The sequence below is a fragment of the Ruegeria sp. CE6 genome, assembly GCF_056537485.1.
Genome location: NZ_JBQFRR010000002.1, coordinates 462583 through 483700, shown reverse-complemented (window position 1 = coordinate 483700; position 21118 = coordinate 462583). Strand labels below are relative to the sequence as shown.

Sequence of the window (21118 nt, the reverse complement as noted above, 5' to 3'; positions counted from 1 at the left end):
CACGAATGAAGAAGGGACAAACATGACCGAGAGCAAAAAATCAGCCAAACTGACTGTCCACGGCGAAAGCTATGATCTGCCGGTGTTTTCTCCGACCGCTGGGCCCGATGTGATCGATATTCGCAAGCTCTATGGTCAGGCTGGCGTCTTTACTTATGATCCGGGTTTCACGTCCACCGCAAGCTGTGACAGCACCATTACATTCATCGACGGTGACAAGGGTGAGTTGCTGCATCGCGGTTATCCGATCGAGCAGATCGCCTCGAAGTCGCATTTCCTCGAACTCAGCTATCTGCTGCTGTATGGCGAGCTGCCTTCGGCGAAGGATCTGGAGAACTTCGAGACCACAATCACCCGGCACACGATGCTGCACGAGCAGATGCAGTATTTCTATCGCGGATTCCGCCGGGATGCGCATCCGATGGCCATCATGGTGGGTGTGGTTGGTGCCATGTCCGCGTTCTATCACGATTCGACCGACATCGCGGACCCGCGTCAGCGTGAAGTAGCTTCGCACCGTTTGATCGCAAAAATGCCGACCATCGCGGCCTGGGCCTACAAATACCATATTGGTCAGCCCTTCGTGTATCCGCGCAACGACCTGGACTATGCGTCAAACTTCCTGCGCATGTGTTTTGCCGTTCCTGCCGAAGATTACGAGGTGAACCCGATTCTGGCACGCGCCATGGATCGTATCTTCATGCTGCAGGCGGATCACGAACAGAACGCCTCGACTTCGACGGTGCGTCTGGCATCTTCTTCGGGTGCAAACCCGTTCGCCTGTATCGCGGCCGGTATCGCCTGTCTCTGGGGTCCGGCCCATGGTGGTGCGAACCAGGCTTGCCTTGAAATGCTGGAAGAGATCGGCAGCGTGGACCGCATCCCCGAGTTTATCGAGCGCGCCAAAGACAAAGATGACCCGTTCCGTCTGATGGGCTTTGGCCACCGCGTCTACAAGAACTTCGATCCACGCGCGAAAGTGATGAAGCAATCGGCAGACGAAGTACTTGACCTGCTGGGCGTGGAAAACAATCCCAAACTACAGGTCGCGAAGGCGCTGGAAAAACAGGCTCTGGAAGATCCGTATTTCATCGAGAAGAAACTGTTCCCGAATGTCGACTTCTATTCGGGCATCGTGATGGAAGCGATGGGCTTCCCGACCTCGATGTTCACGCCAATCTTCGCGTTGTCACGTACCGTTGGCTGGGTTAGCCAGTGGAAAGAAATGATTGCCGATCCACAGAATAAGATCGGACGCCCACGTCAGCTTTATCTGGGCGCGACCAACCGCGATTACGTGGACATCGAAAACCGCTGATCCACACACAATATCGATGTTAAGACCCCGGTTATCCGGGGTCTTTTTTTCCGTAGCGTTACCAAAATGAGACCGTTCGAAACCAATCGTAAATGACTGTTTCGATGCATCTTTCCGCACTGCCTCAGTCCGCCTAATGTTGCCGCGTCCGGCGAATATTGTTTGGTTCTCATGCGTTTCATCTTCTTGTTCATTATGTTGCTACTTGCGCAATCGGCATCCGCTCAAAGCGTGCTGGAGCGTGCTTTTGAGAAGCAGCAGCAGGAAAACGCCGCCGGGTCGTTGGCAATCTTGGGGTTGGCAGGCATCCCGGACGATTCTGCCAGCGCAATCTCACTGCAATCAAATACTGACAATCGCGATTACGATTTCAAATCCGCCCAGCTGGGCGGCGGGTTTCGCCTTGCTGAGGGCGTGCCGATCTATCTTGAGGGGTATATAGGCTACGCGCGCTATGACCCCGTTCTGACCTTCAGCGGCACCGGAGATACCACGCGTATACCGCTGAAATGGACCAGCCTCGCCCTGACCGGCGGTGTCGGCTATCAGTTCGACATCGGCGAGTATTGGAAAATGACCCCGATGGCCCATATCTCGGTCGGACGTACGCAATCCGACGCATCTGTCGGTGCGCAAGCCATAGCCAACCGCCTGGGGCTTGATCGAGACTTTCTCGAAAGCGGCGGCATCTGGGCTGGTGGCGCAGGCGGATCGATGACGGTCTCGTACGAGAAAGCTCTGTCCAACGACCGGGAATTCGAGGCAAGCCTGCGCTATACCCATATCGAATACTGGCCTATCGGAGACAACGAGGACCTGTTGGTTGAATCAACTGCCGCAAATGCAGTTCTGTGGTCACGCTACCGCTTTCCAACTGGAAAACGCATGTTCGGTCGCCCGGTCCGCTGGGTGGGCGATCTGTCCCTGTCCTATCTGATCGGGGATCAGTCACTTGTATTGGGCACCGACTGGCTGGCCCGCGTAGGTGGTGGGATCGAGGTCGATCTGTCTGACACATGGGTGCCTTGGGTATCAACGACACGGTTTATGGTCCGCTACTACGGCAGCGATACCGTCAACGGATTCTCGGCCGGTATTGGCATTAGTTTCTGAACCAAGGCTTCAAAACAAAGCCAGTTGATCACCGGGCTGGGGTGGAGGTGCAAACGCCGCACAGTTCAGTGGCGGCATGTCTGTCGACAGCCCGAGACGTTTGACTGCGGCCTTGAACCGTTGCGCAATCATCTCGGCATAGGTCCCCTCGCCCCGCATGCGGTGGCCCCACCGGGGGTCATATTCCCTACCCCCATGCATTTCGCGCAGCCGTGCCATCACCTTCTCAGCCCTGCCCGGCTGATGTTCGATCAGCCACTCGCGCCAGAGCGCGGATACTTCACGGGGAAGCCGCAGCATGATCCAGCTTGCAGCATCGGCGCCAGCCTGCTTTCCGGCCTCCAACAGGATTTCCAATTCATGATCGGTTAAACCGGGAATCACCGGAGACGTCATAACGCGCACAGGCACGCCAGCCTCGGTCAGGTTGCGGATCATTCCGAGCCTGCGCTGCGGTGAAGGCGCCCGGGGTTCCATCCGTCGGGAAAGATCGCGGTCCAATGTGGTCAGCGAGATGCCAACCCGGACAAGGCCATTGCGGGCCATCGGTGCCAGAATATCAAGATCACGCTCGATCAGAGTCCCCTTGGTCACAATACCGACCGGATGTTGAAAATCTCTCAGAACCTTTAGACAGCTTCTTGTTATCTTGCGGTTTTTTTCGATCGGTTGATAGGGATCGGTGTTGGTTCCCAGTGCAATCGTGGCCACCTTGTAAGAACGTGCTGAGAGTTCGCGACGCAATAGCTCAGCCGCATTGGGTCGCGCAACAAGGCGGGTTTCGAAATCCAAACCCGGAGACAGCCCCAGATACGCATGCGTTGGCCGAGCAAAGCAATACACGCATCCATGCTCGCAGCCCCGATATGGGTTTATGGATCGGTCAAAAGGTAGGTCCGGCGACTTGTTATAGGTGATCAGATTGCGCGCCATTTCTTCCCGAACTTCGGTCCGCAACGGGGGCAGTTCCTCTGGCAAATCCCAGCCATCTTCGGTCAACTCGGTTGTAAACCTCTCGAATCGACCTGCTTCGTTTGAGGTTGCTCCGCGCCCAGGGCTTTTGATGGCAGCAGTCATTTGTTCGCTTTTTGTTCCTATCACTAGATGTAATTAAAACCAGTTTCACTGGCAAGATTCATGTTTCGATTTCCAAAAATCATCAGATGCTCGAAACAGGCGACGCATTAGACTGCAGGTGAATTTACCGTGGCTAATGAAACCAATGCAGGATGATCTTGCAAAATTCGATGTCGCTGAGTGCGAATATTCGGCCTATAGGTCGGTCTCAGAACGACCTAGGTCGCAATCGTCACAGTAGACCTGCGACGAAATGGCCAAAACGGTGAAAATGCCACCACGGGCCGCAGGCCCGCACAGCTCAGGGAAATACCCATGTCTGATGAAGAAGACATCGTCCTGTCCGAACTGAATGACGACGAACTCGTCGAACAGATGTTCGATGACCTTTATGACGGCCTGAAGGAAGAGATCGAAGAAGGTGTGAACATCCTGCTCGAGCGCGGATGGCAACCCTATGACATCCTGACCAAAGCGCTGGTTGGCGGCATGACAATTGTCGGCCATGACTTCCGCGACGGCATCCTGTTCGTGCCTGAGGTTCTGCTGGCGGCCAACGCCATGAAAGGCGGTATGGCGATCCTGAAGCCTCTGCTGGCTGAAACTGGTGCTCCGCGCGTTGGCAAGATGGTGATCGGCACCGTCAAGGGCGACATCCATGACATCGGCAAGAACCTTGTTGCGATGATGATGGAAGGCGCCGGGTTCGAAGTTGTCGATATCGGCATCAACAACCCGGTCGAGAACTACCTCGAAGCGCTGGAAAACGAACAGCCCGACATTCTGGGCATGTCCGCTCTGCTGACGACGACGATGCCTTATATGAAGGTCGTAATCGACACGTTGGTCGAACAAGGCCTGCGTGATGAGTACACCGTTCTGGTTGGCGGCGCTCCGCTGAACGAAGAGTTCGGCAAGGCGATCGGCGCTGACGGCTATTGCCGCGACGCAGCCGTGGCGGTGGAAATGGCCAAGGACTTCATGTCGCGCAAGCACAACCAACTGGCCGGCTAAGGCGCGAGATCATATCGTGAGACAGGCCGTCCTTTTTGGGGCGGCCTTTTTTGTCCGAACCTCGGGCACATATATAGCTAAAGACCAGCCAGAGAGATCAGATGACCGACTCACAGATCCCAGACGATGACAGCCTGACCCGTCAGGGCTATGTCGCAGCGCACAGCGCCGAGTCGATTCTTCTGATCGCATGTGGTGCACTGGCCCGCGAGATTCTGGACCTGAAAGAACGGAACGGCTGGGATCACATGGCCCTGACTTGCCTGCCCGCCATTTTGCATGTGCACCCGGAAAAGATCACACAGGCGGTCGAGGATGCGGTTGCCAAGCATCGAGACTCATACGACCGCATCTACGTTGTCTATGCCGATTGCGGAACCGGTGGGTTGCTACAGGCAGCGTGCAAGCGACTGGGGGTCGAGATGATCCAAGGGCCCCATTGCTATTCCTTCTTCGAGGGCAATCTGGCCTTTGCAGCGCATGGCGACGATGAAACCACCGCTTTTTATCTGACAGATTTCCTTGCGCGGCAGTTTGATGCGTTTGTCTGGAAACCGCTGGGTCTGGACCGTCATCCTGAATTGCGAGAGATGTATTTCGGCAATTACACCAAGCTCGTTTATCAGGCGCAAACCGATGATCCCGACTTGACCCGTCGCGCGCAGGAGTGCGCTGATCGGATGGGGCTGGAATTCGAACGTCGGCAAACCGGCTATGGCGATTTGGAAACCACGCTTGCTGACTGGGCAGCGCGCAAATCCACCTAAAAGTCAGGCGCTGGCCAATGCCACTTCGCGAATACGTTCTATCATAGCGCGTAACCCGTTCGAACGTTGGGCAGACAAATGATCCTGCAACCCCAGTCGCGCGAGTTCTCCACCGGCATCAACACTGGGCACCTCGGCCACCGGCAAGCCGTTATACAGGCTACGCAGAACCGCAATCAGGCCCCGAACAATCAGGGCATCGCTGTCACCGTCAAAGCGGAATTGACCGCCCTCAATGGTTGGATGCAGCCAGACCTGACTGGCGCAACCATTCACCTTGGTCGCAGGGACTTTGAATGCATCATCCAGAGGCTCCATCGCTTTGCCCTGCTCGATCACATGGCGATAGCGGTCTTCCCAGTCCTCCAGGAACTCGAAATCCTCGACTATCTCTTCGAAGGCTGGCGTTGCCATATCGGGTCCGTCCTTGCGTTACGCATTCACAATTGTGAACTATGCTCAGCGCTACCAACTGTCCAGTCCCCAGCGTGGCTTTTCAAACGATCGAAATTGCGTTAACCCGATGCAGGTAAAGTTGCACAAAGTACTGGGTCCATGCACAAAACTCTGCCTGTTCTGATGATCTCCACAATGGCTCTGTCCGCTTGTAGCAACTGGAGCAACTCAAGCGCGAATCCATCGAACTGGTTTGGCAGCAGCACACCCAGCCCATCCGAAGTATCAGCCGATGACGCTAATGCCTTGGTTCCCGAAAATGCCGACAAAAAAGGCCTGTTCGAGCGTCCGGACGCCGAGGATAATAGCGTTCCAATCGCCGTGATCAACGAATTGCGGATCGACCCAACCTCGACGGGTGCAATCATCTATGCGGCTGGCACAGCCATTCGACAGGGTGCGTTCAACGCGCAGCTCGCGCGCGTAAGATCTGAAGAACTCAGCAAAAATGGCGTTATGGAATTCACCTTCCGCGTGGATTACCCGGACTACGCCACTGCGCAGGGCACCGAACGGTCGCGGATGGTTTCAGAGGCCGTCAATGTAAGCCGGAAAGAACTGGAAGGTATTCGTTTAGTTCGGGTCAAAGGCCAGCAGAACGCGTTGGAATCCCGTCGCCGTTAAAGCGAGACAACCTGCACGGCCTGTCCCTTGGCGGCCAAAGCAATCTTGCCTTCGCAAAGCTTCAGCGCGTCCTCGCCAAAAACCTCGAACCGCCAACCAGACATGGCGGGAACTTCTCGTTCTCCTGCAGCGATCTGATCCAATTCCGCGCTGGAGGCGATCAATTTTGCGGCAACGCCTGCGCTTTCGGTCTTTGATTTCAAAAGAACGCGCAGCAAATCTGCAAGTGCAGGGTTGACCTTCAGCTTGTCGCGGCTGTTGTCAATTTTCGGCAATCGGTCTTGCGGGCAACCTACGCCCCGTTTTACCGCCTCCAGAATGCCTTCTGCGATCGCCCCTTTGCGCGCTTCGCGCAGCAACAAGCGCGATCCGCCCAGATCAGAGGGCGTCTTGGGCTTGGTCGAGGCCATCTCGATCAACGCATCGTCTTTGAACACACGGCTTCGTGGCACATTGTTCTCTTGCGCATAGGCCTCGCGGAACTGCGCCAGCTCTCGAACCACGGCCAGAAACTTGGCAGAGTTGGTCCGCGTTTTGACCCGCCGCCACGCCTCTTCCGGGCGAATGTCATATGTCTCGGGTCGGGTCAGTATGCGAAGCTCTTCTGCGACCCAGTGATCCCGGCGCGACTTCTTAAGTTCTGCAGCCAGATGCTCATAGATTTTCCGAAGATGGGTTACATCTGCCAATGCGTATGTTTTCTGCGCTTCCGTCAGAGGGCGCCGTGACCAGTCGGTGAAGCGAGAAGTTTTATCGACCCCTTCCTTGCAAATCTTCCGGACCAGAGTCTCATAGCCAACCTGTTCACCAAAACCACAGACCATCGCGGCGACCTGAGTATCAAACAACGGAGTCGGAAAGACTCCCGCGTCGACCCAAAAAATTTCAAGATCCTGCCGCGCGGCGTGGAAAACCTTAACCACGCTTTCGTCGCAGAACAGCTGGTACAAAGGCTCCAGCGACATGCCGTCAGCCAATGGATCAACCAGAACGGCGCTGTCTTCATCTTCCGATGGCACTGCAAGCTGCACCAGACAGAGTTTCGAATAATAGGTCCGTTCGCGCAGAAATTCGGTATCTACAGTGACATAAGGATATTGTGCAGCAGCCGAGCAGAATGCGGCCAGCTCTTGCGTCGTCGTCAGGGTTTTCATGCGCGGTGCTGTTCTTGCTTTTGGTTATTGTGACTGCCCGTGCCGTCCTCGTCCCGAGCGATATGCGACCATAAGACGAATAACCTTTGCGTGTAAATCACCCCGCCGCGTTAGGGCAGAAGAACTGGGTCTTTGTTGCCCATACAATAACGGCGAAGCACGGCAGGGTAGAGTTTGTGCTCCCAGGTCAACACGCGGGCGGCGAGCTCCTCAGGCGTGTCCCCTACCCGTACACCCACGCGCGCCTGACCCAGAATCGGCCCGTCATCCAACGCTGCAGTAACTTCGTGAACGGTGCAGCCATGTTCGGCGTCGCCTGCTTCAATGGCGCGGGCATGGGTGTTCAAACCCTTGTACTTAGGCAAAAGCGATGGGTGGATGTTCAGCATCCGGCCCTGGAAACGCGATACAAATTCACCCGTCAATACACGCATGAAACCGGCCAGACAGACAACATCCGGCTGGGCTGCCATAAGCGGTTTAAGCAGTTCTGCCTCAAACGCAGCGCGATCTTTGCCAAAGGGCTTGTGGTCGACGGCTGCGGTCGGAATTCCGCGCTGTGCAGCTTTCTTCAGCCCTCCGGCATTTGCATCGTTCGACAATACCAGACATGGCCGACCGGGATGATCGCCATTCATGCTGTCGACCAGCGACAGCATGTTCGATCCGCCCCCGGAGATCAGGATCGCGACGCGCTTGTGGCTCACAGCAGTTTGCCTGAATAGGCCATACCCGGCGCTGCGGTGACCGTTCCGATGCGCGCAACGGATTCGCCTGCCTCTGCAAGCAGTGTTGTAAGCTCATCCGCCTGATCTGCAGCGCAAACAACAATCATGCCGATGCCGCAGTTGAAGGTCTTCAACATCTCGGATTCGGCGATCCCACCGGTCTCGGCCATCCATTTGAACACAGGCGGCAAGTCCCAAGCATTCAAATCAATCTCGGCCCCGAGCCCTTCGGGCAATACGCGCGGCAGATTTTCGGTGAGGCCGCCGCCGGTGATATGGGCAAGCGCGCGAACGCCGCCAGCCCGGATCGCCTGCAGCGCTGGTTTCACATACAGCCGCGTGGGGGTCAGTAGAGCCTCACCCAAGGTTCCGCCACCGAAAGGCGACTCTTCCTCCCAGCCCAACCCCGAGATCTCGACCAGCTTGCGCACTAGCGAATAGCCGTTGGAATGCACCCCGTTCGAAGCCAGCCCCAGCAGGACATCACCCTGTTCAACGCCCTCGGGCAATGCGGTCCCGCGTTCCATGGCGCCAACCGAGAAACCGGCCAGATCGAAATCGCCGTCAGGGTACATACCCGGCATCTCGGCGGTTTCACCACCAATCAGGGCGCAGCCAGATTGGACACACCCCTCGGCAATTCCTTCGATAATCCGCGCGGCAGTATCGGTGTCCAGCTTACCGGTGGCAAAATAATCCAGGAAAAACAGCGGCTCAGCACCTTGGCAGATCAGATCGTTGACGCACATCGCCACCAGATCGATTCCCACGCCATCGACAACGCCGGTATCAATTGCGATCCGCAGCTTGGTGCCCACACCATCGGTTGCGCCCACCAGAACCGGGTCTTGATAGCCAGCCGCTTTCAGGTCGAACAGAGCGCCAAATCCGCCTAGCCCACTCATCACGCCCGAACGGTTGGTGCGCTTGGCCGCAGGCTTGATCCGATCGACCAGAGCGTTGCCTGCATCGATATCCACACCTGCGTCTGCGTAGGTGATTCCGTTCTTGCCCGCTGTCATGGCCAATCCCTCATGAGTGCTTTGCGCGCGGGTTATTCGATTGTGGGCCATGTTGCAACGGTCAGGCTTGACGCGGGCTGCCATCGTGATAGGCAAAGCCCTCAGGCGGGCCTGTAGCTCAATTGGTTAGAGCAGAGCGCTCATAACGCTTTGGTTGGGGGTTCGAGTCCCTCCGGGCCTACCAAAACCGCCATTTTCCATATAAATCAACGCCAAATTGCCCCAAGAACTATTGATAGTACCCTCACGTGATTCCAATGGGACAAAAAAAGACAGAGCTTCAACAAAAAAATTTCGCCAGCCAATACGCCGTCACACTTGTCAGTACAAACTATCATGCGCGGACTTGACCCGCATAGTTGGGTATGATTGAACCGAGCGAGGCAGTTAGCGTCATCCTCATTCCAATCAAAACAAAACAGGCTGACAGCGTGAATTCCAAGCGTCCCAAAATTTACTGCCAATTTCTTGATCGCCCTGTCATGGAGCCTTTGTCTGGGGATCGTATAAACGAAATGCGATTCTACCGAAGTCTCTCCAGCTTTGCAGATGTTTACTACAACGACGTCCTCATTGACTGGGAACGCGGAATCATAGGTGATCCGGGAGGCTTGAGAACACCGACGCGCGACTATGATCTGTATTATGTTCGGGCGAACCCAGAGTTGTTCAAAAGCCTTCCCCACCCTAAGATAACGCTAGCATATCCTTACGACCCGGAAGCCTTTCGTGTAGCCGATGCTCTGGTGGTCACGACAGAGGCGTGGCAGAATTTGTTGTATGAGCATTCCACCAGTGCTGCAGTACGAAAAAAACTATCCAAATGGTATCCCGACAAGATCGTGCTGCCCGATATGATCCTAAACATCCAGCAAGCTATCGATCCCCTTTTTCTTCAACCAATCTCTTCCAAGTCGAAATTCATTTGGCACGCAAAGATGACTGGTTCTAAGTCTTTTGGATTCTTTGGGCGTGTTACCAAAGAGACAATTCCAATTGAGTTGATCGACAACCTCAGCATTGTCCGAGAACGGCTTGGCTCTTCAACTAATCCGTTGGCCGCATTTGCTGGAAGCATCCGCACAACATTACCCATGCCAGCATTGTCCTTAGGTCACATTCCCTATGGAGAAGTACCCGGAGCGCTTGCAGCCTGCCGCGGGACACTTGGGCAAATGTGCGCAGACAGCGATTATTTGGGGTCTGGGAAACTGCTGGATGCAATGGCAACCAAAACCCCCATTGTCACCCGGCGAAATGCGGTTCGTGACGAACAACTTGGTTCTGCGTATCCTGGAACGTACGACCACAGTGAGGAGGCTTTGGACATTCTCTGGCGACTTTGTACCGAGGATACGTTTCATAGTGATTTGCAGAATTATCTTGCAGAGCGAACGGGGTATTTTTTGCCGACATCAACCGGACAGCGAATAAGTCAGAAGCTTGAGAGAGCTGGCTTTCTCTAGAAATAGCGCTGTTTGGTTTGGTCGTGTTGACAAGTGGCGCAACCAGAGACGGATCGATTTGATGTCGATAAGACTAGGTTGCATTCCACGGTATTGTCGACACGGTGGGTATTCTTTGGCTTGCTGAAGCAACGTTCTCCCAATTTACGAACGTAATATAGCGATCTGTCGACAGCAACACACTTCTTGCGTGATTTCCGAATGGGGATGACGGCAGAACTTCGCGGTTGTCCATTATTTTGTGAGTGTGAGCCTCCCCATGATTCGTCAAACGACACGGTTTTGTTTCGGTCAGTACACGATAAGGAACCTTGATCGTTGCCAGACAACACTTTTGTAATCACGCCCCACAAAAGCTACGACATCATTGTTGGCAACGTCGTTTAAATCCTGTGGATCGCTTGTCACCTCGTCCGTATCCGGCACGAGCATGTTAAATGAGACGTCTTTGTAAATCATTGTCATGCGACATCTCTCCATAATTCGGGATGGTTGACCGGTATACGCCATGTTCTGGCTTTGGAAACTTGAGAGCGCAGGATCCTGCAACCTCGGCATCAAAACGCATTGTCGACAGATCGGAAGGAACAGCACCGCTAGCTGTCGATATTCCCATAGATGATCCGGCTACTTCAGCTATCGACCGGCCCTCGCCGGCCGCTTCAGACGAACTGCTCGACTACCCAGCTCTTTCACTTTGACGAGACCCTCACCAGTAGCCCTCGATGATTCATAAGGCGATCCATCACCTTCTCGTCCTTCGTGGAGTTACTCTATACGAGATCATGTCCATTCACGAGCGCGCCCAGGCAAATACTGAAAGGGTTGAACGGATGAGACTGGTTGGAATGGGGGCATCAAAACAGGCTAGGATGGATTGGAAAGCTGAGCAAAGCGGTATTCCAGCCTGGGACACCCACGTTGATAATAAAGGGCAAAACTTAATTCCTGACAGACTCTCCGGGCCTACCAATTCACCGTCCAATCACGATATCCGCGCATAATCCGCCCAGCCTTTCGCTGCTGCCCAGTCGCAGAATACCACCATGTACGCGGGCGATATCGGCAACAATGGCAAGGCCCAAACCCACGCCGGTGCCCTGATTCTGGTTTCGCGCCGGATCAAGTCGCGTGAAGGGTTTGACGGCCTCGGTGCGTTGTTCGATCGGGATACCGGGGCCGTCATCTTCAACCCGAATGCGTAGTGACTTTGGGGTCATCGAAAGGCTGACATCGGCGCGTGAACCATAGCGATTCGCGTTTCCAATCAGATTCTCTACTGCCCTGCGCATGGCCGATGGGCGCAGCATTGCCGTTCCACGCCCCTCGACCGAGATTAGTTCAACGTGCTGGCCCGCGCGCTGTGCATCGTCAACGATTTGGCTCAGCCAGTTTTCGGGTTCAATCTCTTCGGGTGCGCTCTCTGCAGCGCCACGCGAGAAGTCCAAGAATGCATCCAGCAGCGATTGCATCTCGTCCACGTCTTGCAACAACGGTGCGGCCTCGTCCTCGGGCAACATAGCTAATCCAAGTTTCAGACGCGTCAGAGGTGTGCGCAGATCGTGGCTGACCCCCGACAACATGAGCGTGCGCTGCTCAATCTGCCGCTCGATTCGGGCGCGCATGTCAACGAAGGCATTGCCCGCAGCGCGTACCTCGATTGCGCCACCGGGTGAATAAGGCACGACCCGCCCGCGACCAAAGGCCTGCGCCGCGTCCGCAAGGCGCGTGATCGGGCGCAACTGATTGCGCATGTAGAGAAACGAGATCGTTGTCATCAGAGCCGCAAAGAACACCATCGTCACAATCAGCTGATGCGGTGCAGTCGGCGACAGGCGTCGGCGATCAAACTCTAGCTCAAGCATGCCCAGATTGGTTGCCAGAAAAAGACTCACTTCCTGTCCATTTGGCAGAGCCACATACTGGGTTTCAGGCAACAAGCTGCGCATTTCCGCATCCACCTGCGGGGCAATGAAATCGTACCATCGACGCGGACTGTTTTTCGGCTCTTCATTCGGCGGCAGAAAGCGGGCGGTCATGTTCAAGACCGACAAGTCCTGCCGCGCAGCTGCCAATGCCTGCTGCTGGGTTTCCGCACCCTCCATCACGTCCAGCACCAGTGTCACCTCGCGCGCCGCCGTGCGGGTCATCTGGGCGGTCACTTCTTCAAGATGTTTTTGCAAAAAGGCAATCGCCACCACCAAAAGCACGACAATGACCGGCAGTACCAGAATGAGTGCGGCACGCGCATATAGGCTGCGCGGCATATAGGGTTTGAGCCATTGGGTCGACATGCGCTAAACCTAACGGGCTGCCCGGGCAAGAGGAAGAGGTCAGAATGCAAGCCCCCGACGATTTCAACCCTCTCCCTGGACAGGTTGCCGTGCTCACCCCGGGACTTAGGCGCATTCTTGCGCCCAATCCCTCGCCAATGACTTATCGTGGTACGAATACCTACCTTCTGGGCGATGAGGACATTGCTGTCATCGACCCTGGGCCATTGAGTGATGCCCATATGCAAGCCATAGTTGATGCGCTGGAACCCGGGCAGCGGATCAGCCACATATTTGTTACGCACACCCATCTGGATCACTCGCCTTTGGCCGCCCCGCTCGCATCCCGCACCGGCGCTCCGGTTCTGGCTTTTGGTGGTCCGCAAGCTGGACGCAGCGAAGTCATGACCGAGCTGGCCCAGAACGGGCTTGCCGGAGGTGGTGAGGGAATCGATGCCGATTTCCGCGCTGATATCGAGCTTGAAGACGGTGAACGCGTCGCGGCAGAAGGCTGGCAACTCGAAGTGATCCACACACCCGGCCATCTGGGCAACCATATCGCGCTGGCCTGGGGGGATGTCTGCTTTACGGCTGATCACGTCATGGGTTGGGCCAGTTCTCTGGTCTCGCCCCCGGACGGAGACCTGACGGATTTCATGGCGGCCTGTCGCCGCCTGCGTGCGCGCGAGTGGTCGGTTTTTCATCCGGGCCATGGTGCCCCTATCACGAATCCTGCCAAGCGCCTGGATTGGCTGATAGACCACCGATTGCAGCGGGAATCACAGATACTCGACGCCCTGGAAAATGGCCCAGAAACGGCCCAACAGCTTGCCCAGCGAATCTATATCGAAACCCCCGCCGCGCTGCTTCCCGCGGCCGAGCGTAATGTCTTCGCCCATCTGGTTGATCTGACCGGCAGATCCCGTGTAGCGCCCTTGGGGGATCTGTCAGTTGCGTCTCGTTTCAAGCGCATCGCGTGAATCGGAAAAAATTGACGGCCCGTGCGCTTCCCCTCTGGACGCCGAAAATACGGGTTGTTATACGCCCCTCAGTTCCGGCGTAGCTCAGCGGTAGAGCAGTTGACTGTTAATCAATTGGTCGTAGGTTCGATCCCTACCGCCGGAGCCAATTTTCCACATTTAGATCATAGACTTAATGGAAAGCCTCGCATTTAGGGGAAGGAATGTAGGGCCGTGTTGCCAGTTTGTTGCCAAGAATCAGGTGGCAATGAAGTGACAACAGCTCCCAGCAAAACCACCATTCAGCCAGCAACCACCTGTTATTGCTTGATTTTCAGGCAGAGCAAATCGGTAGGTCAATTGATTCGAGATCAATCGATCATAGGCTACCTCAAAGCTGATGTTTGCGGCACCTTTCGCGAACATCTGGAAACGAGGAAGCCGGTCGTTTACTTTCGCCCGAGCGGAGGGCTACTTTGCCGACAAAGCTGCTGTCAAAGTTTTCCGGCGGAACGTCCGCTTTGTGCACTTTGCGACCGAGGCAACAAATACGGCGGACGGAAAGCTGTTATTCCCTGGAGACGCCAAAGGTAATTGGCACGGGAGTGAAAGCGGACGTTTACGGGAAGATGACACTATGAAATGAAGGCGCCTGGCTGCCAAGGTCAAACCGGAATTTCGCCGCGACCTCGCCGATTGCTCTAGCCATTTTCCTACCGTTGACCTTATATTGGTCTGCCGTTGCCTTAGTGTTCATCCCGCCAATAGTGAGGAGTGACGACGGTTTTCCACAAAGCTCGACGTACTTGACAAAGCAGAAAGACTCTCCTTGAGACCTTATTTCTAAAAATGCAGCAGTGCCGCTTAGAGGTAAATCATTTGGGACAGGTCGCTCCTCCCCAATCGAGTTGGCAATCCATCAAAGGATCGATTGCCCAGTCGAATTCCAATCATTGAGAAACTTCTCGATGCCGATATCGGTCAATGGATGCATGATCAGTTTGCGAATAACGGACGGCGGGATCGTGGCGATGTCGGAACCGGCCAGTGCCACCTCTGTAATATGATTGGGGCTTCTGACGGATGCCGCAATGATTTCAGTTTCAATACTATAGTTGTCGTAAATGCTACGGATGTCACGGATCAGATTGACTCCGTCCAGATTGATGTCATCCAATCTGCCAATGAACGGAGATATATTGGTAGCGCCAGCCTTTGCCGCCAAGAGAGCCTGATTGGGTGAAAAGCACAGTGTGACGTTTGTTCTGATACCTTCACTTTTGAAATGAGCACAGGCCCTGAGGCCATCCAATGTCAGCGGCAGTTTGACAACGACGTTGTCTGCGATCGCCGCGAGGTGCACTCCCTCTGCGATCATTCCCGCAGCATCCGACGCTGCAACCTCTGCCGATACTGGCGTATCCGTCAGAGTGCAAATTTCTGCAATGACCTCTTTGAAATCGCGACCGGACTTGGCGATCAAGCTTGGATTGGTGGTCACGCCATCCAATAATCCGAAACCCATCAGGTCTTTGATGTCGTTTACTTCTGCGGTGTCCACGAAGAATTTCATGAGGTTTCCTCATTGCGTAAGGGGTGACTTGGGTTGCACCTGAGGCTGCCTAGAGGCACTGTATCAAGGGTTGGCTGAAGCCAGTGCGCAGATTCAGAATGCGTTGCGCATCCCGAATTCAGTGTAGTTCTGGCTCAGTATAAGATCGGCTTTCCGGCTATCACGGATGACACGTTCAGCGTTTGGCAGATCGTTCGCTATTGCGCGTTGCAGCGCGGTTTGCGGGTCAAAGCCATGGCTGATCCAGCGGTTTTGCAGCCTGTTTTCAAGCTCTTCCAAAGTTGGGCTGATAAAAACCGTTGCGGCATAGACATCCGTCAGGTTTCTCCACGGGTCGCTGTCCATCAGAAGATAGTTACCCTCAACGACGACGACCGGAGTTGCCGGGTGAACCGCAATGGCGTTGGCAATAGCGAGGTCCATTGTGCGGTCGAATTTGGGATGAAAGGACTCGTGGCGCGTAAATTGAAGCTCTCTGATTGCAGCGCAAAACCCGACCCCGTCGAAAGTCTCTGGCGCGCCTTTTCTCGCCAGCAATCCACGCGTTTCCAGCACGCAGTTGTCCAAATGGTAACCATCCATTGGTACAAGTGTGGCTGAGGGAACCGCCGAGCTCAGTTGCGTGTTCAGCGATTGCACAACGGCATCCGCTAAGGTCGACTTTCCGGATGCAGGGGGACCGGCGATTGCGATAATCGTCCGGACTCCAACTTGCCGCCGGGAGGAGATCAGGTCGCAAACGCGCTGTACGTCCTGCTCGATCACGCTGCGTCCTCTTTTGGGGGTTCCTTGGCACCGGTCATGAAGGCGACTGCATCGGACATCGTGTAATCCTTGGGATCAATTGTGCAGAGCCTTTTGCCCAACCGATGCACATGAATGCGGTCGGCAACCTCAAAAACATGAGGCATGTTGTGGCTGATCAGGATGATCGGAATGCCGCGGGCACGCACGTCCTGGATCAGTTCGAGCACCTTTCGGCTTTCCTTGACTCCCAAAGCAGCCGTCGGTTCGTCCATGATGATAAACTTGGTTGCAAAGGCAGCGGCACGAGCAACGGCAACACCTTGGCGTTGGCCACCAGAAAGAGTCTCAACCGCCTGATTGATCGACTGTACAGTCATCAGCCCAAGCTCGGTCAGTTTTTCTCGGGCAAACTTCTCCATCGCTGGACGGTCAAGCTTACGCATGTATTTGCCCATGAACCCCTGCTTGCGGATTTCGCGCCCCATGAACATGTTGTCCGCAATCGAAAGGGCAGGAGACATGGCGAGCTGCTGATAGACAATCTCGATCCCCATATTCCGCGCATCGATCGGAGAGCTGAAGTTAACCTTTTTGCCCTCGATCAGAATCTCGCCTTCATCCGGGATTGTGGCGCCGCAGATCGCCTTCACGATGGATGATTTGCCCGCGCCATTATCTCCGATCACTGCCAGGATTTCCCCCTGGCGCAGTTCAAAGTCGGAATGGTCGATGGCGGTAACGTGGCCATAACGCTTTACGATCCCGCGGCCTTGGACGACTGGAGTTGAGTCTGACATTAGCCCGATACCTTTCTAATCCACTGGTCGACGGCAACCGCAGCGATAATGAGAAGTCCGATAAGTAAGAAGGTCCATTGTGCGTCTGCGCCCAGAAGCCTTAGCCCCAAAGTGAACACGCCAACAATCAGCGCGCCAAACAGCGATCCCAGGATGGATCCCCGCCCGCCGAACAAAGAGATGCCCCCGATCACTACCGCGGTGATGCTTTCGATATTGGCCAATTGACCGGATGTAGGTGAAACCGACCCGATACGCCCGATCAGGGCCCAGCCTGCGAATGCACAGATCAAACCGGATAACATATAAACGGACATCAGCGTTCTGTGCACGTTCACACCGGATAGTTCAGCCGCCTCAGGGTCATCCCCCACTGCATAGACATGCCGGCCCCAGGCCGTATGTTTGAGCGCGTAAGCCAACACGAAAATCAGTACGAGCATGAATATCACGCCAACCGTGAAGGTCGCGCCACCGACGCTGAATTTGGTGCCAAAAAATTGCAGGAACGGGGCGTTGGCCTCGATATCCTGACTGCGAATTGTTTCGTTTGCGGAATACAGGAAGTTTGTCGCCAGAACGATCTGCCACATGCCGAGCGTGACAATAAAGGGCGGCAGCTTTACGCGACTGACCAGCCAGCCATTGAGAGCCCCGATCAGCGTTCCCATTGCCAGCCCGCACATCACAGCAATGGGCACCGGGATACCGTAGCGGAAGGTGAACTGACCCATGATGACGGATGAAAACACCATGATCGCACCGACGCTCAAGTCGATGCCGGCGGTCAGAATGACAAGGCTTTGCGCTGCGGCCACGATGCCCACGATCTGAACTTGCTGCAAGATCAGCGTCATCGCAAAGGGGGAGAAGAACTTGGACCCCAGCAGCAGACCGAAAATTACGATGGCGCCAACCAGAACGATCAACGGCACAAAGGAAGGGTTGACATGGAGAAGATGCTGCAACTTCCCCAGAACACCACGACGGTGATCTTCAAATTCCGCTACGGTTTCTGACGCGTTGGCGGCGGTTTCGAATTCCTGGGCGTTTTGGTTTGCTTCAGACATCTCTCCCCCTTTTCGTGGCTGGCATCGCGTCCACGAAATCAGTTTACAGGAAGTTTAGGTTTGCTGGTGAAAGGATTGATGAGGCGCTGCGGCGCGCCTCACCTAATAGAGCTGCCTTTAGCCCCAGCAGAGATCCAGGCCTTCTGCGACAGACAGCGACTCGACCCCATCAACCGGCTGGTCGGTGATGAGTGCCACACCCGTGTCATAGAAGTCTTTGCCGGGTGTGTTTTCGGGCTTCACGCCCTCTTCGGCCCATTTTTTCACGGCCTCAACCCCAAGCGAGGCCATCAACAGCGGGTACTGTTGGCTTGTCGCCCCGATCACACCGGCTTCGACGTTTTGGACGCCGGGGCACCCCCCGTCGACCGAAACGATCAGTACGTCGTTTTCACGCCCGATGGATTTCAGCGCCTCATATGCGCCCGCAGCAGCCGGTTCGTTGATCGTGTGAACAACGTTGATGGATGAATCCTTGGCCAAAAGGTTTTCCATCGCGCGGCGCCCGCCTTCTTCATTGCCGTCGGTCACGTCACTGCCAACCAGACGCGCATCGGTTTCGTCACCGATGACATTCGGGTCCGCCAGGTCCACGCCGAACCCGTCGAGGAAACCCTGATTGCGCAGAACGTCTACTGTCGGCTGACTGACGTTCAGATCCAGCGTCGCGATCTTGGCATCGGCTGCGGCGTCGCCCATTTTGGCCTTGGCCCATTGACCGATCAGAAGGCCGGCCTTGTAGTTGTCCGTCGCGAATGTCGCGTCCGCTGAGTCAATCGGGCTAAGCGGAGTATCCAGCGCAATGACCAAAACCCCCGCATCCCGCGCCTGTTTGACCGCAGGAACGATTGAGCTGGTGTCGGATGCTGTCAGCAGAATGCCTTTTGCGCCATCGAGAATGCAGGTTTCAATGGCCTGAACCTGAGTTTCATGGTCGCCATCAACCTTGCCGGCAAACGCCTTGAGCGTCATGCCCAGCTCTTCTGCCTTGGCGGTTGCGCCTTCCTTCATCTTAACGAAAAAGGGGTTGGTGTCGGTCTTGGTAATCAGGCAGACGGTTTCACCAGCCGCTTGCGCGGATGCAGCGGCCAAAGTCAGCGCAGTCGCGGATGCGGCGAGCTTGAGTAGATTTCTCATGTTGTCCTCCCAGAAAATTGTTGTGGCCCCGCGCGGAATAGCGACAAGGCGGGCCTCCATCCTCCAATGAAGGTCCCGTTCAAGAAACCGTGATTCTAGCCTCTGTGTCAATAAATAAATAAAGTTTATTTATTAATTTGCCCACGTATCTTTTCATAAGAAAACAAGGTGTTTATGTTTAAGGTTATGGAAAGAGAGGCGTTGAAAATACTAACCGGCGGGGTAAGCCAAAGCGGTGTTCGTGATCATAACGAACGCCTCATTCTGACGGTTTTACAACGGCATGGACCTGCTGCCGGGGCGGACGTCGCGCGGCTGACGGGCCTGTCACCCCAGACCGTGTCGATCATTCTGCGTAAGCTCGAAAAGGACGAGATTCTCAAACGTGGGACGCCGTTGAAGGGCAAAGTTGGGAAACCTTCGATCCCCATGGAGCTCAATCCCGAAGGCATTCTGTCGGTGGGAATGAAGATCGGTCGCCGCAGCGCCGATCTTCTTTTGATCGACTTCACCGGTAAGCCACGCCAACAGCTCTCGACGACTTATGACTACCCGCTACCCGAAGCAGTGTTCGGGTTTCTGGAGGTAGGATTGGAAGAGCTTCTGGCCAATGAACCCCAGAAACTTCGGGACCGTGTATGCGGGATTGGAATCGGAACACCGTTCGAGCTGTGGAAGTGGCACGACCTTTCTGGGCTTGCGGCTCAGAAATTCAGGTCCTGGAGAAACGTGAACTTCTTTTCCGAGGTGGCCAAGTTCAGCGAACTGCCGGTCTTTGTGGTCAATGATGCTACTGCCGCGTGTCACGCGGAGCACCTCTATGGCCGCGGGGCTGAGTATCGAGACTATTTTTATTTCTTCATAGGCTCAATGATTGGCGGAGGCGTTGCATTGAATGGCACCGTATTTGAGGGCAACCAAGGCAATGCCGGTGCCTTGGGTGCCATGCGGACGACGGGTCCTTTGGGTGAAAGCCAGCAACTGATTGACACTGCATCGCTGTTCCTGCTCGAGGACAGGTTGATAGAAGCGGGTGTTGATCCGGGAATTTTGTGGAAAAAGCCGCAGGACTGGAGCGGCATTTCTCGCTATGTCGAACCATGGATCGGTACCACCGCGCAGGAACTGGCCAAAGCTGCGCTGTCTATTTGCGCGGTCATCGACTTTGAGGCAATTTTTATCGACGGCGCATTCCCATCTGAAATACGTGAGGAGCTGGTCTCACGGGTTCGTCGTTACCTAGTCAACCAAGATAAACGCGGTTTGATTCCTCCGGTTGTAGAAGCTGCGGCTGTCGGAGAAAACGCCCGCGGGATTGGGGCGGCAAGCAGCCCGATTTTCCGCCAGTTTCTATTGAACACTAATGCTGGGCTTTCTGGGATGTAGTCGAAACTCATAGGGGGCAGTCTTAATCAAGTAAGAACCGCTCCTACTCAATTTGGAGGCCTTAGAACGGCCGCTCTGACGCAGCTGCAGGTAGCCATCCAATTGGGTAACTGTGCACTGCTTTAGGCCGCATCGAAAGCGGCCGACGTCGGCTTTCTGCGCATTGATGTCGTTGGAGCATCGCGCAGCATTGGTCGAAGCGGGCTCAAATAGGCCGTTGGCTACGCTATTAGGGAAGGTCCACACTGAGTCGCCTCCGAATTAGATGAGAGGCCGTGCACTTCACCCACAAAAAAACGTTTTTGCATCTGGACCTCCACTTTACCTGTTGATACACGCCCCTCAGTTCCGGCGTAGCTCAGCGGTAGAGCAGTTGACTGTTAATCAATTGGTCGTAGGTTCGATCCCTACCGCCGGAGCCATTCTTCCCAGACTGG

19 protein-coding genes, 3 tRNA genes and 1 pseudogene are annotated in these 21118 nt (G+C 55.2%); 11 read left to right on the top strand and 12 right to left on the bottom strand.

Annotation, left to right across the window (positions count from 1 at the left end; genetic code table 11):
* Positions 1-22 precede the first annotated feature (22 nt).
* Positions 23-1318: a citrate synthase gene (gltA, locus tag ACR0DK_RS10850; RefSeq protein WP_170392967.1), complete on the top strand. Its 1296-nt coding sequence runs from the start codon at positions 23-25 to the stop codon at positions 1316-1318.
* Positions 1319-1489: 171 nt separating this feature from the next.
* Entirely contained in the window at positions 1490-2431 is a 942-nt protein-coding gene (locus ACR0DK_RS10845) for an autotransporter domain-containing protein (RefSeq protein ID WP_170392966.1), read from the top strand.
* A gap of 9 nt (positions 2432-2440) precedes the next feature.
* Here ACR0DK_RS10845 and ACR0DK_RS10840 read toward each other — a convergent pair whose 3' ends face one another.
* The gene (locus ACR0DK_RS10840) at positions 2441-3508 is read right to left on the bottom strand and encodes a PA0069 family radical SAM protein (RefSeq protein ID WP_223117998.1); all 1068 of its coding nucleotides are present in this window, start codon (positions 3506-3508) and stop codon (positions 2441-2443) included.
* A gap of 315 nt (positions 3509-3823) precedes the next feature.
* On the opposite strand from ACR0DK_RS10840, the gene ACR0DK_RS10835 reads away from it, so the two are divergent.
* Both ACR0DK_RS10835 and ACR0DK_RS10830 read left to right on the top strand, forming a co-directional pair.
* On the top strand, positions 3824-4522 hold the full coding sequence (locus ACR0DK_RS10835) for a corrinoid protein (protein ID WP_170392964.1): 699 nt from the start codon (positions 3824-3826) through the stop codon (positions 4520-4522).
* A gap of 101 nt (positions 4523-4623) precedes the next feature.
* Positions 4624-5289 carry a DUF1638 domain-containing protein gene (locus ACR0DK_RS10830; protein ID WP_170392963.1) on the top strand — a complete coding sequence of 222 codons (666 nt, stop codon included), beginning with the start codon at positions 4624-4626 and terminating at the stop codon, positions 5287-5289.
* Between the two features lie 3 nt (positions 5290-5292).
* On the opposite strand, the gene ACR0DK_RS10825 is transcribed toward ACR0DK_RS10830, so the two are convergent.
* A complete protein-coding gene (locus ACR0DK_RS10825) occupies positions 5293-5703 on the bottom strand; it encodes a SufE family protein (RefSeq protein WP_170392962.1) in 411 nt (136 codons plus the stop codon).
* 141 nt (positions 5704-5844) lie between these two features.
* Between ACR0DK_RS10825 and ACR0DK_RS10820 the strand changes: the two genes are divergently transcribed.
* Complete coding sequence (locus ACR0DK_RS10820; RefSeq protein WP_170405998.1) at positions 5845-6369, top strand: hypothetical protein; 525 nt, start codon at positions 5845-5847, stop codon at positions 6367-6369.
* On the opposite strand, the gene rnd is transcribed toward ACR0DK_RS10820, so the two are convergent.
* The 3 genes from rnd to purM all read right to left on the bottom strand — a co-directional run bounded on the left by rnd (position 6366) and on the right by purM (position 9273).
* Complete coding sequence (gene rnd / locus ACR0DK_RS10815) at positions 6366-7523, bottom strand: ribonuclease D (RefSeq protein WP_223117996.1); 1158 nt, start codon at positions 7521-7523, stop codon at positions 6366-6368. The genes ACR0DK_RS10820 and rnd overlap by 4 nt on opposite strands.
* A 110-nt stretch (positions 7524-7633) precedes the next feature.
* Complete coding sequence (purN, locus tag ACR0DK_RS10810) at positions 7634-8230, bottom strand: phosphoribosylglycinamide formyltransferase (RefSeq protein ID WP_170817811.1); 597 nt, start codon at positions 8228-8230, stop codon at positions 7634-7636.
* On the bottom strand, positions 8227-9273 hold the full coding sequence (gene purM, locus ACR0DK_RS10805; RefSeq protein ID WP_223118274.1) for a phosphoribosylformylglycinamidine cyclo-ligase: 1047 nt from the start codon (positions 9271-9273) through the stop codon (positions 8227-8229). Before purM ends, purN begins: the two co-directional genes overlap by 4 nt.
* A gap of 107 nt (positions 9274-9380) precedes the next feature.
* On the opposite strand from purM, the gene ACR0DK_RS10800 reads away from it, so the two are divergent.
* Both ACR0DK_RS10800 and ACR0DK_RS10795 read left to right on the top strand, forming a co-directional pair.
* Positions 9381-9457, top strand: a tRNA-Ile gene (locus ACR0DK_RS10800).
* A gap of 175 nt (positions 9458-9632) precedes the next feature.
* Positions 9633-10739: a glycosyltransferase family protein gene (locus ACR0DK_RS10795; RefSeq protein WP_480736104.1), complete on the top strand. Its 1107-nt coding sequence runs from the start codon at positions 9633-9635 to the stop codon at positions 10737-10739.
* A 24-nt stretch (positions 10740-10763) separates the two neighbouring features.
* Here the strand turns inward: ACR0DK_RS10795 and ACR0DK_RS10790 are convergent.
* Both ACR0DK_RS10790 and ACR0DK_RS10785 read right to left on the bottom strand, forming a co-directional pair.
* A pseudogene (locus ACR0DK_RS10790) lies at positions 10764-10951 on the bottom strand (IS5/IS1182 family transposase); the annotation flags it as partial.
* A gap of 762 nt (positions 10952-11713) precedes the next feature.
* Entirely contained in the window at positions 11714-13033 is a 1320-nt protein-coding gene (locus tag ACR0DK_RS10785; RefSeq protein WP_480613450.1) for an ATP-binding protein, read from the bottom strand.
* Between the two features lie 44 nt (positions 13034-13077).
* Between ACR0DK_RS10785 and ACR0DK_RS10780 the strand changes: the two genes are divergently transcribed.
* Together ACR0DK_RS10780 and ACR0DK_RS10775 are read left to right on the top strand one after the other, a co-directional pair.
* The gene (locus ACR0DK_RS10780) at positions 13078-13992 is read left to right on the top strand and encodes an MBL fold metallo-hydrolase (RefSeq protein ID WP_480736101.1); all 915 of its coding nucleotides are present in this window, start codon (positions 13078-13080) and stop codon (positions 13990-13992) included.
* A 73-nt stretch (positions 13993-14065) separates the two neighbouring features.
* Positions 14066-14140: transfer RNA gene (locus ACR0DK_RS10775), tRNA-Asn, on the top strand.
* Positions 14141-14890: 750 nt separating this feature from the next.
* On the opposite strand, the gene fsa is transcribed toward ACR0DK_RS10775, so the two are convergent.
* The 5 genes from fsa to ACR0DK_RS10750 all read right to left on the bottom strand — a co-directional run bounded on the left by fsa (position 14891) and on the right by ACR0DK_RS10750 (position 19295).
* Positions 14891-15544, bottom strand: coding sequence for a fructose-6-phosphate aldolase (fsa, locus tag ACR0DK_RS10770; protein ID WP_480736099.1), 654 nt, complete (start codon positions 15542-15544; stop codon positions 14891-14893).
* 93 nt (positions 15545-15637) lie between these two features.
* Entirely contained in the window at positions 15638-16309 is a 672-nt protein-coding gene (locus ACR0DK_RS10765; RefSeq protein WP_480736097.1) for a nucleoside/nucleotide kinase family protein, read from the bottom strand.
* Positions 16306-17088: an ATP-binding cassette domain-containing protein gene (locus tag ACR0DK_RS10760; RefSeq protein WP_170392954.1), complete on the bottom strand. Its 783-nt coding sequence runs from the start codon at positions 17086-17088 to the stop codon at positions 16306-16308. The genes ACR0DK_RS10765 and ACR0DK_RS10760 overlap by 4 nt, the downstream gene beginning before the upstream one ends.
* Positions 17088-18158 carry an ABC transporter permease gene (locus ACR0DK_RS10755; protein ID WP_170380653.1) on the bottom strand — a complete coding sequence of 357 codons (1071 nt, stop codon included), beginning with the start codon at positions 18156-18158 and terminating at the stop codon, positions 17088-17090. Before ACR0DK_RS10755 ends, ACR0DK_RS10760 begins: the two co-directional genes overlap by 1 nt.
* A 117-nt stretch (positions 18159-18275) precedes the next feature.
* Positions 18276-19295 carry a sugar ABC transporter substrate-binding protein gene (locus ACR0DK_RS10750; protein WP_170392952.1) on the bottom strand — a complete coding sequence of 340 codons (1020 nt, stop codon included), beginning with the start codon at positions 19293-19295 and terminating at the stop codon, positions 18276-18278.
* Positions 19296-19481: 186 nt separating this feature from the next.
* Here ACR0DK_RS10750 and ACR0DK_RS10745 point away from each other — a divergent pair, with 186 nt between their 5' ends.
* On the top strand, positions 19482-20681 hold the full coding sequence (locus ACR0DK_RS10745) for an ROK family transcriptional regulator (RefSeq protein ID WP_170393677.1): 1200 nt from the start codon (positions 19482-19484) through the stop codon (positions 20679-20681).
* Between the two features lie 347 nt (positions 20682-21028).
* A tRNA-Asn gene (locus ACR0DK_RS10740) sits at positions 21029-21103 on the top strand.
* Positions 21104-21118: the final 15 nt, after the last annotated feature.

Bases quoted from the DNA above. Each gene is read 5' to 3' on its own strand.
- fsa (WP_480736099.1), bottom strand. From the start codon at position 15,544: ATGAAATTCTTCGTGGACACCGCAGAAGTAAACGACATCAAAGACCTG.
- ACR0DK_RS10825 (WP_170392962.1), bottom strand. From the start codon at position 5,703: ATGGCAACGCCAGCCTTCGAAGAGATAGTCGAGGATTTCGAGTTCCTG.
- ACR0DK_RS10755 (WP_170380653.1), bottom strand. From the start codon at position 18,158: ATGTCTGAAGCAAACCAAAACGCCCAGGAATTCGAAACCGCCGCCAAC.
- ACR0DK_RS10835 (WP_170392964.1), top strand. From the start codon at position 3,824: ATGTCTGATGAAGAAGACATCGTCCTGTCCGAACTGAATGACGACGAA.
- ACR0DK_RS10840 (WP_223117998.1), bottom strand. From the start codon at position 3,508: ATGACTGCTGCCATCAAAAGCCCTGGGCGCGGAGCAACCTCAAACGAA.
- ACR0DK_RS10780 (WP_480736101.1), top strand. From the start codon at position 13,078: ATGCAAGCCCCCGACGATTTCAACCCTCTCCCTGGACAGGTTGCCGTG.
- ACR0DK_RS10845 (WP_170392966.1), top strand. From the start codon at position 1,490: ATGCGTTTCATCTTCTTGTTCATTATGTTGCTACTTGCGCAATCGGCA.
- ACR0DK_RS10745 (WP_170393677.1), top strand. From the start codon at position 19,482: ATGGAAAGAGAGGCGTTGAAAATACTAACCGGCGGGGTAAGCCAAAGC.
- ACR0DK_RS10760 (WP_170392954.1), bottom strand. From the start codon at position 17,088: ATGTCAGACTCAACTCCAGTCGTCCAAGGCCGCGGGATCGTAAAGCGT.
- gltA (WP_170392967.1), top strand. From the start codon at position 23: ATGACCGAGAGCAAAAAATCAGCCAAACTGACTGTCCACGGCGAAAGC.
- ACR0DK_RS10830 (WP_170392963.1), top strand. From the start codon at position 4,624: ATGACCGACTCACAGATCCCAGACGATGACAGCCTGACCCGTCAGGGC.
- purM (WP_223118274.1), bottom strand. From the start codon at position 9,273: ATGACAGCGGGCAAGAACGGAATCACCTACGCAGACGCAGGTGTGGAT.
- ACR0DK_RS10785 (WP_480613450.1), bottom strand. From the start codon at position 13,033: ATGTCGACCCAATGGCTCAAACCCTATATGCCGCGCAGCCTATATGCG.
- ACR0DK_RS10820 (WP_170405998.1), top strand. From the start codon at position 5,845: ATGCACAAAACTCTGCCTGTTCTGATGATCTCCACAATGGCTCTGTCC.
- ACR0DK_RS10750 (WP_170392952.1), bottom strand. From the start codon at position 19,295: ATGAGAAATCTACTCAAGCTCGCCGCATCCGCGACTGCGCTGACTTTG.
- rnd (WP_223117996.1), bottom strand. From the start codon at position 7,523: ATGAAAACCCTGACGACGACGCAAGAGCTGGCCGCATTCTGCTCGGCT.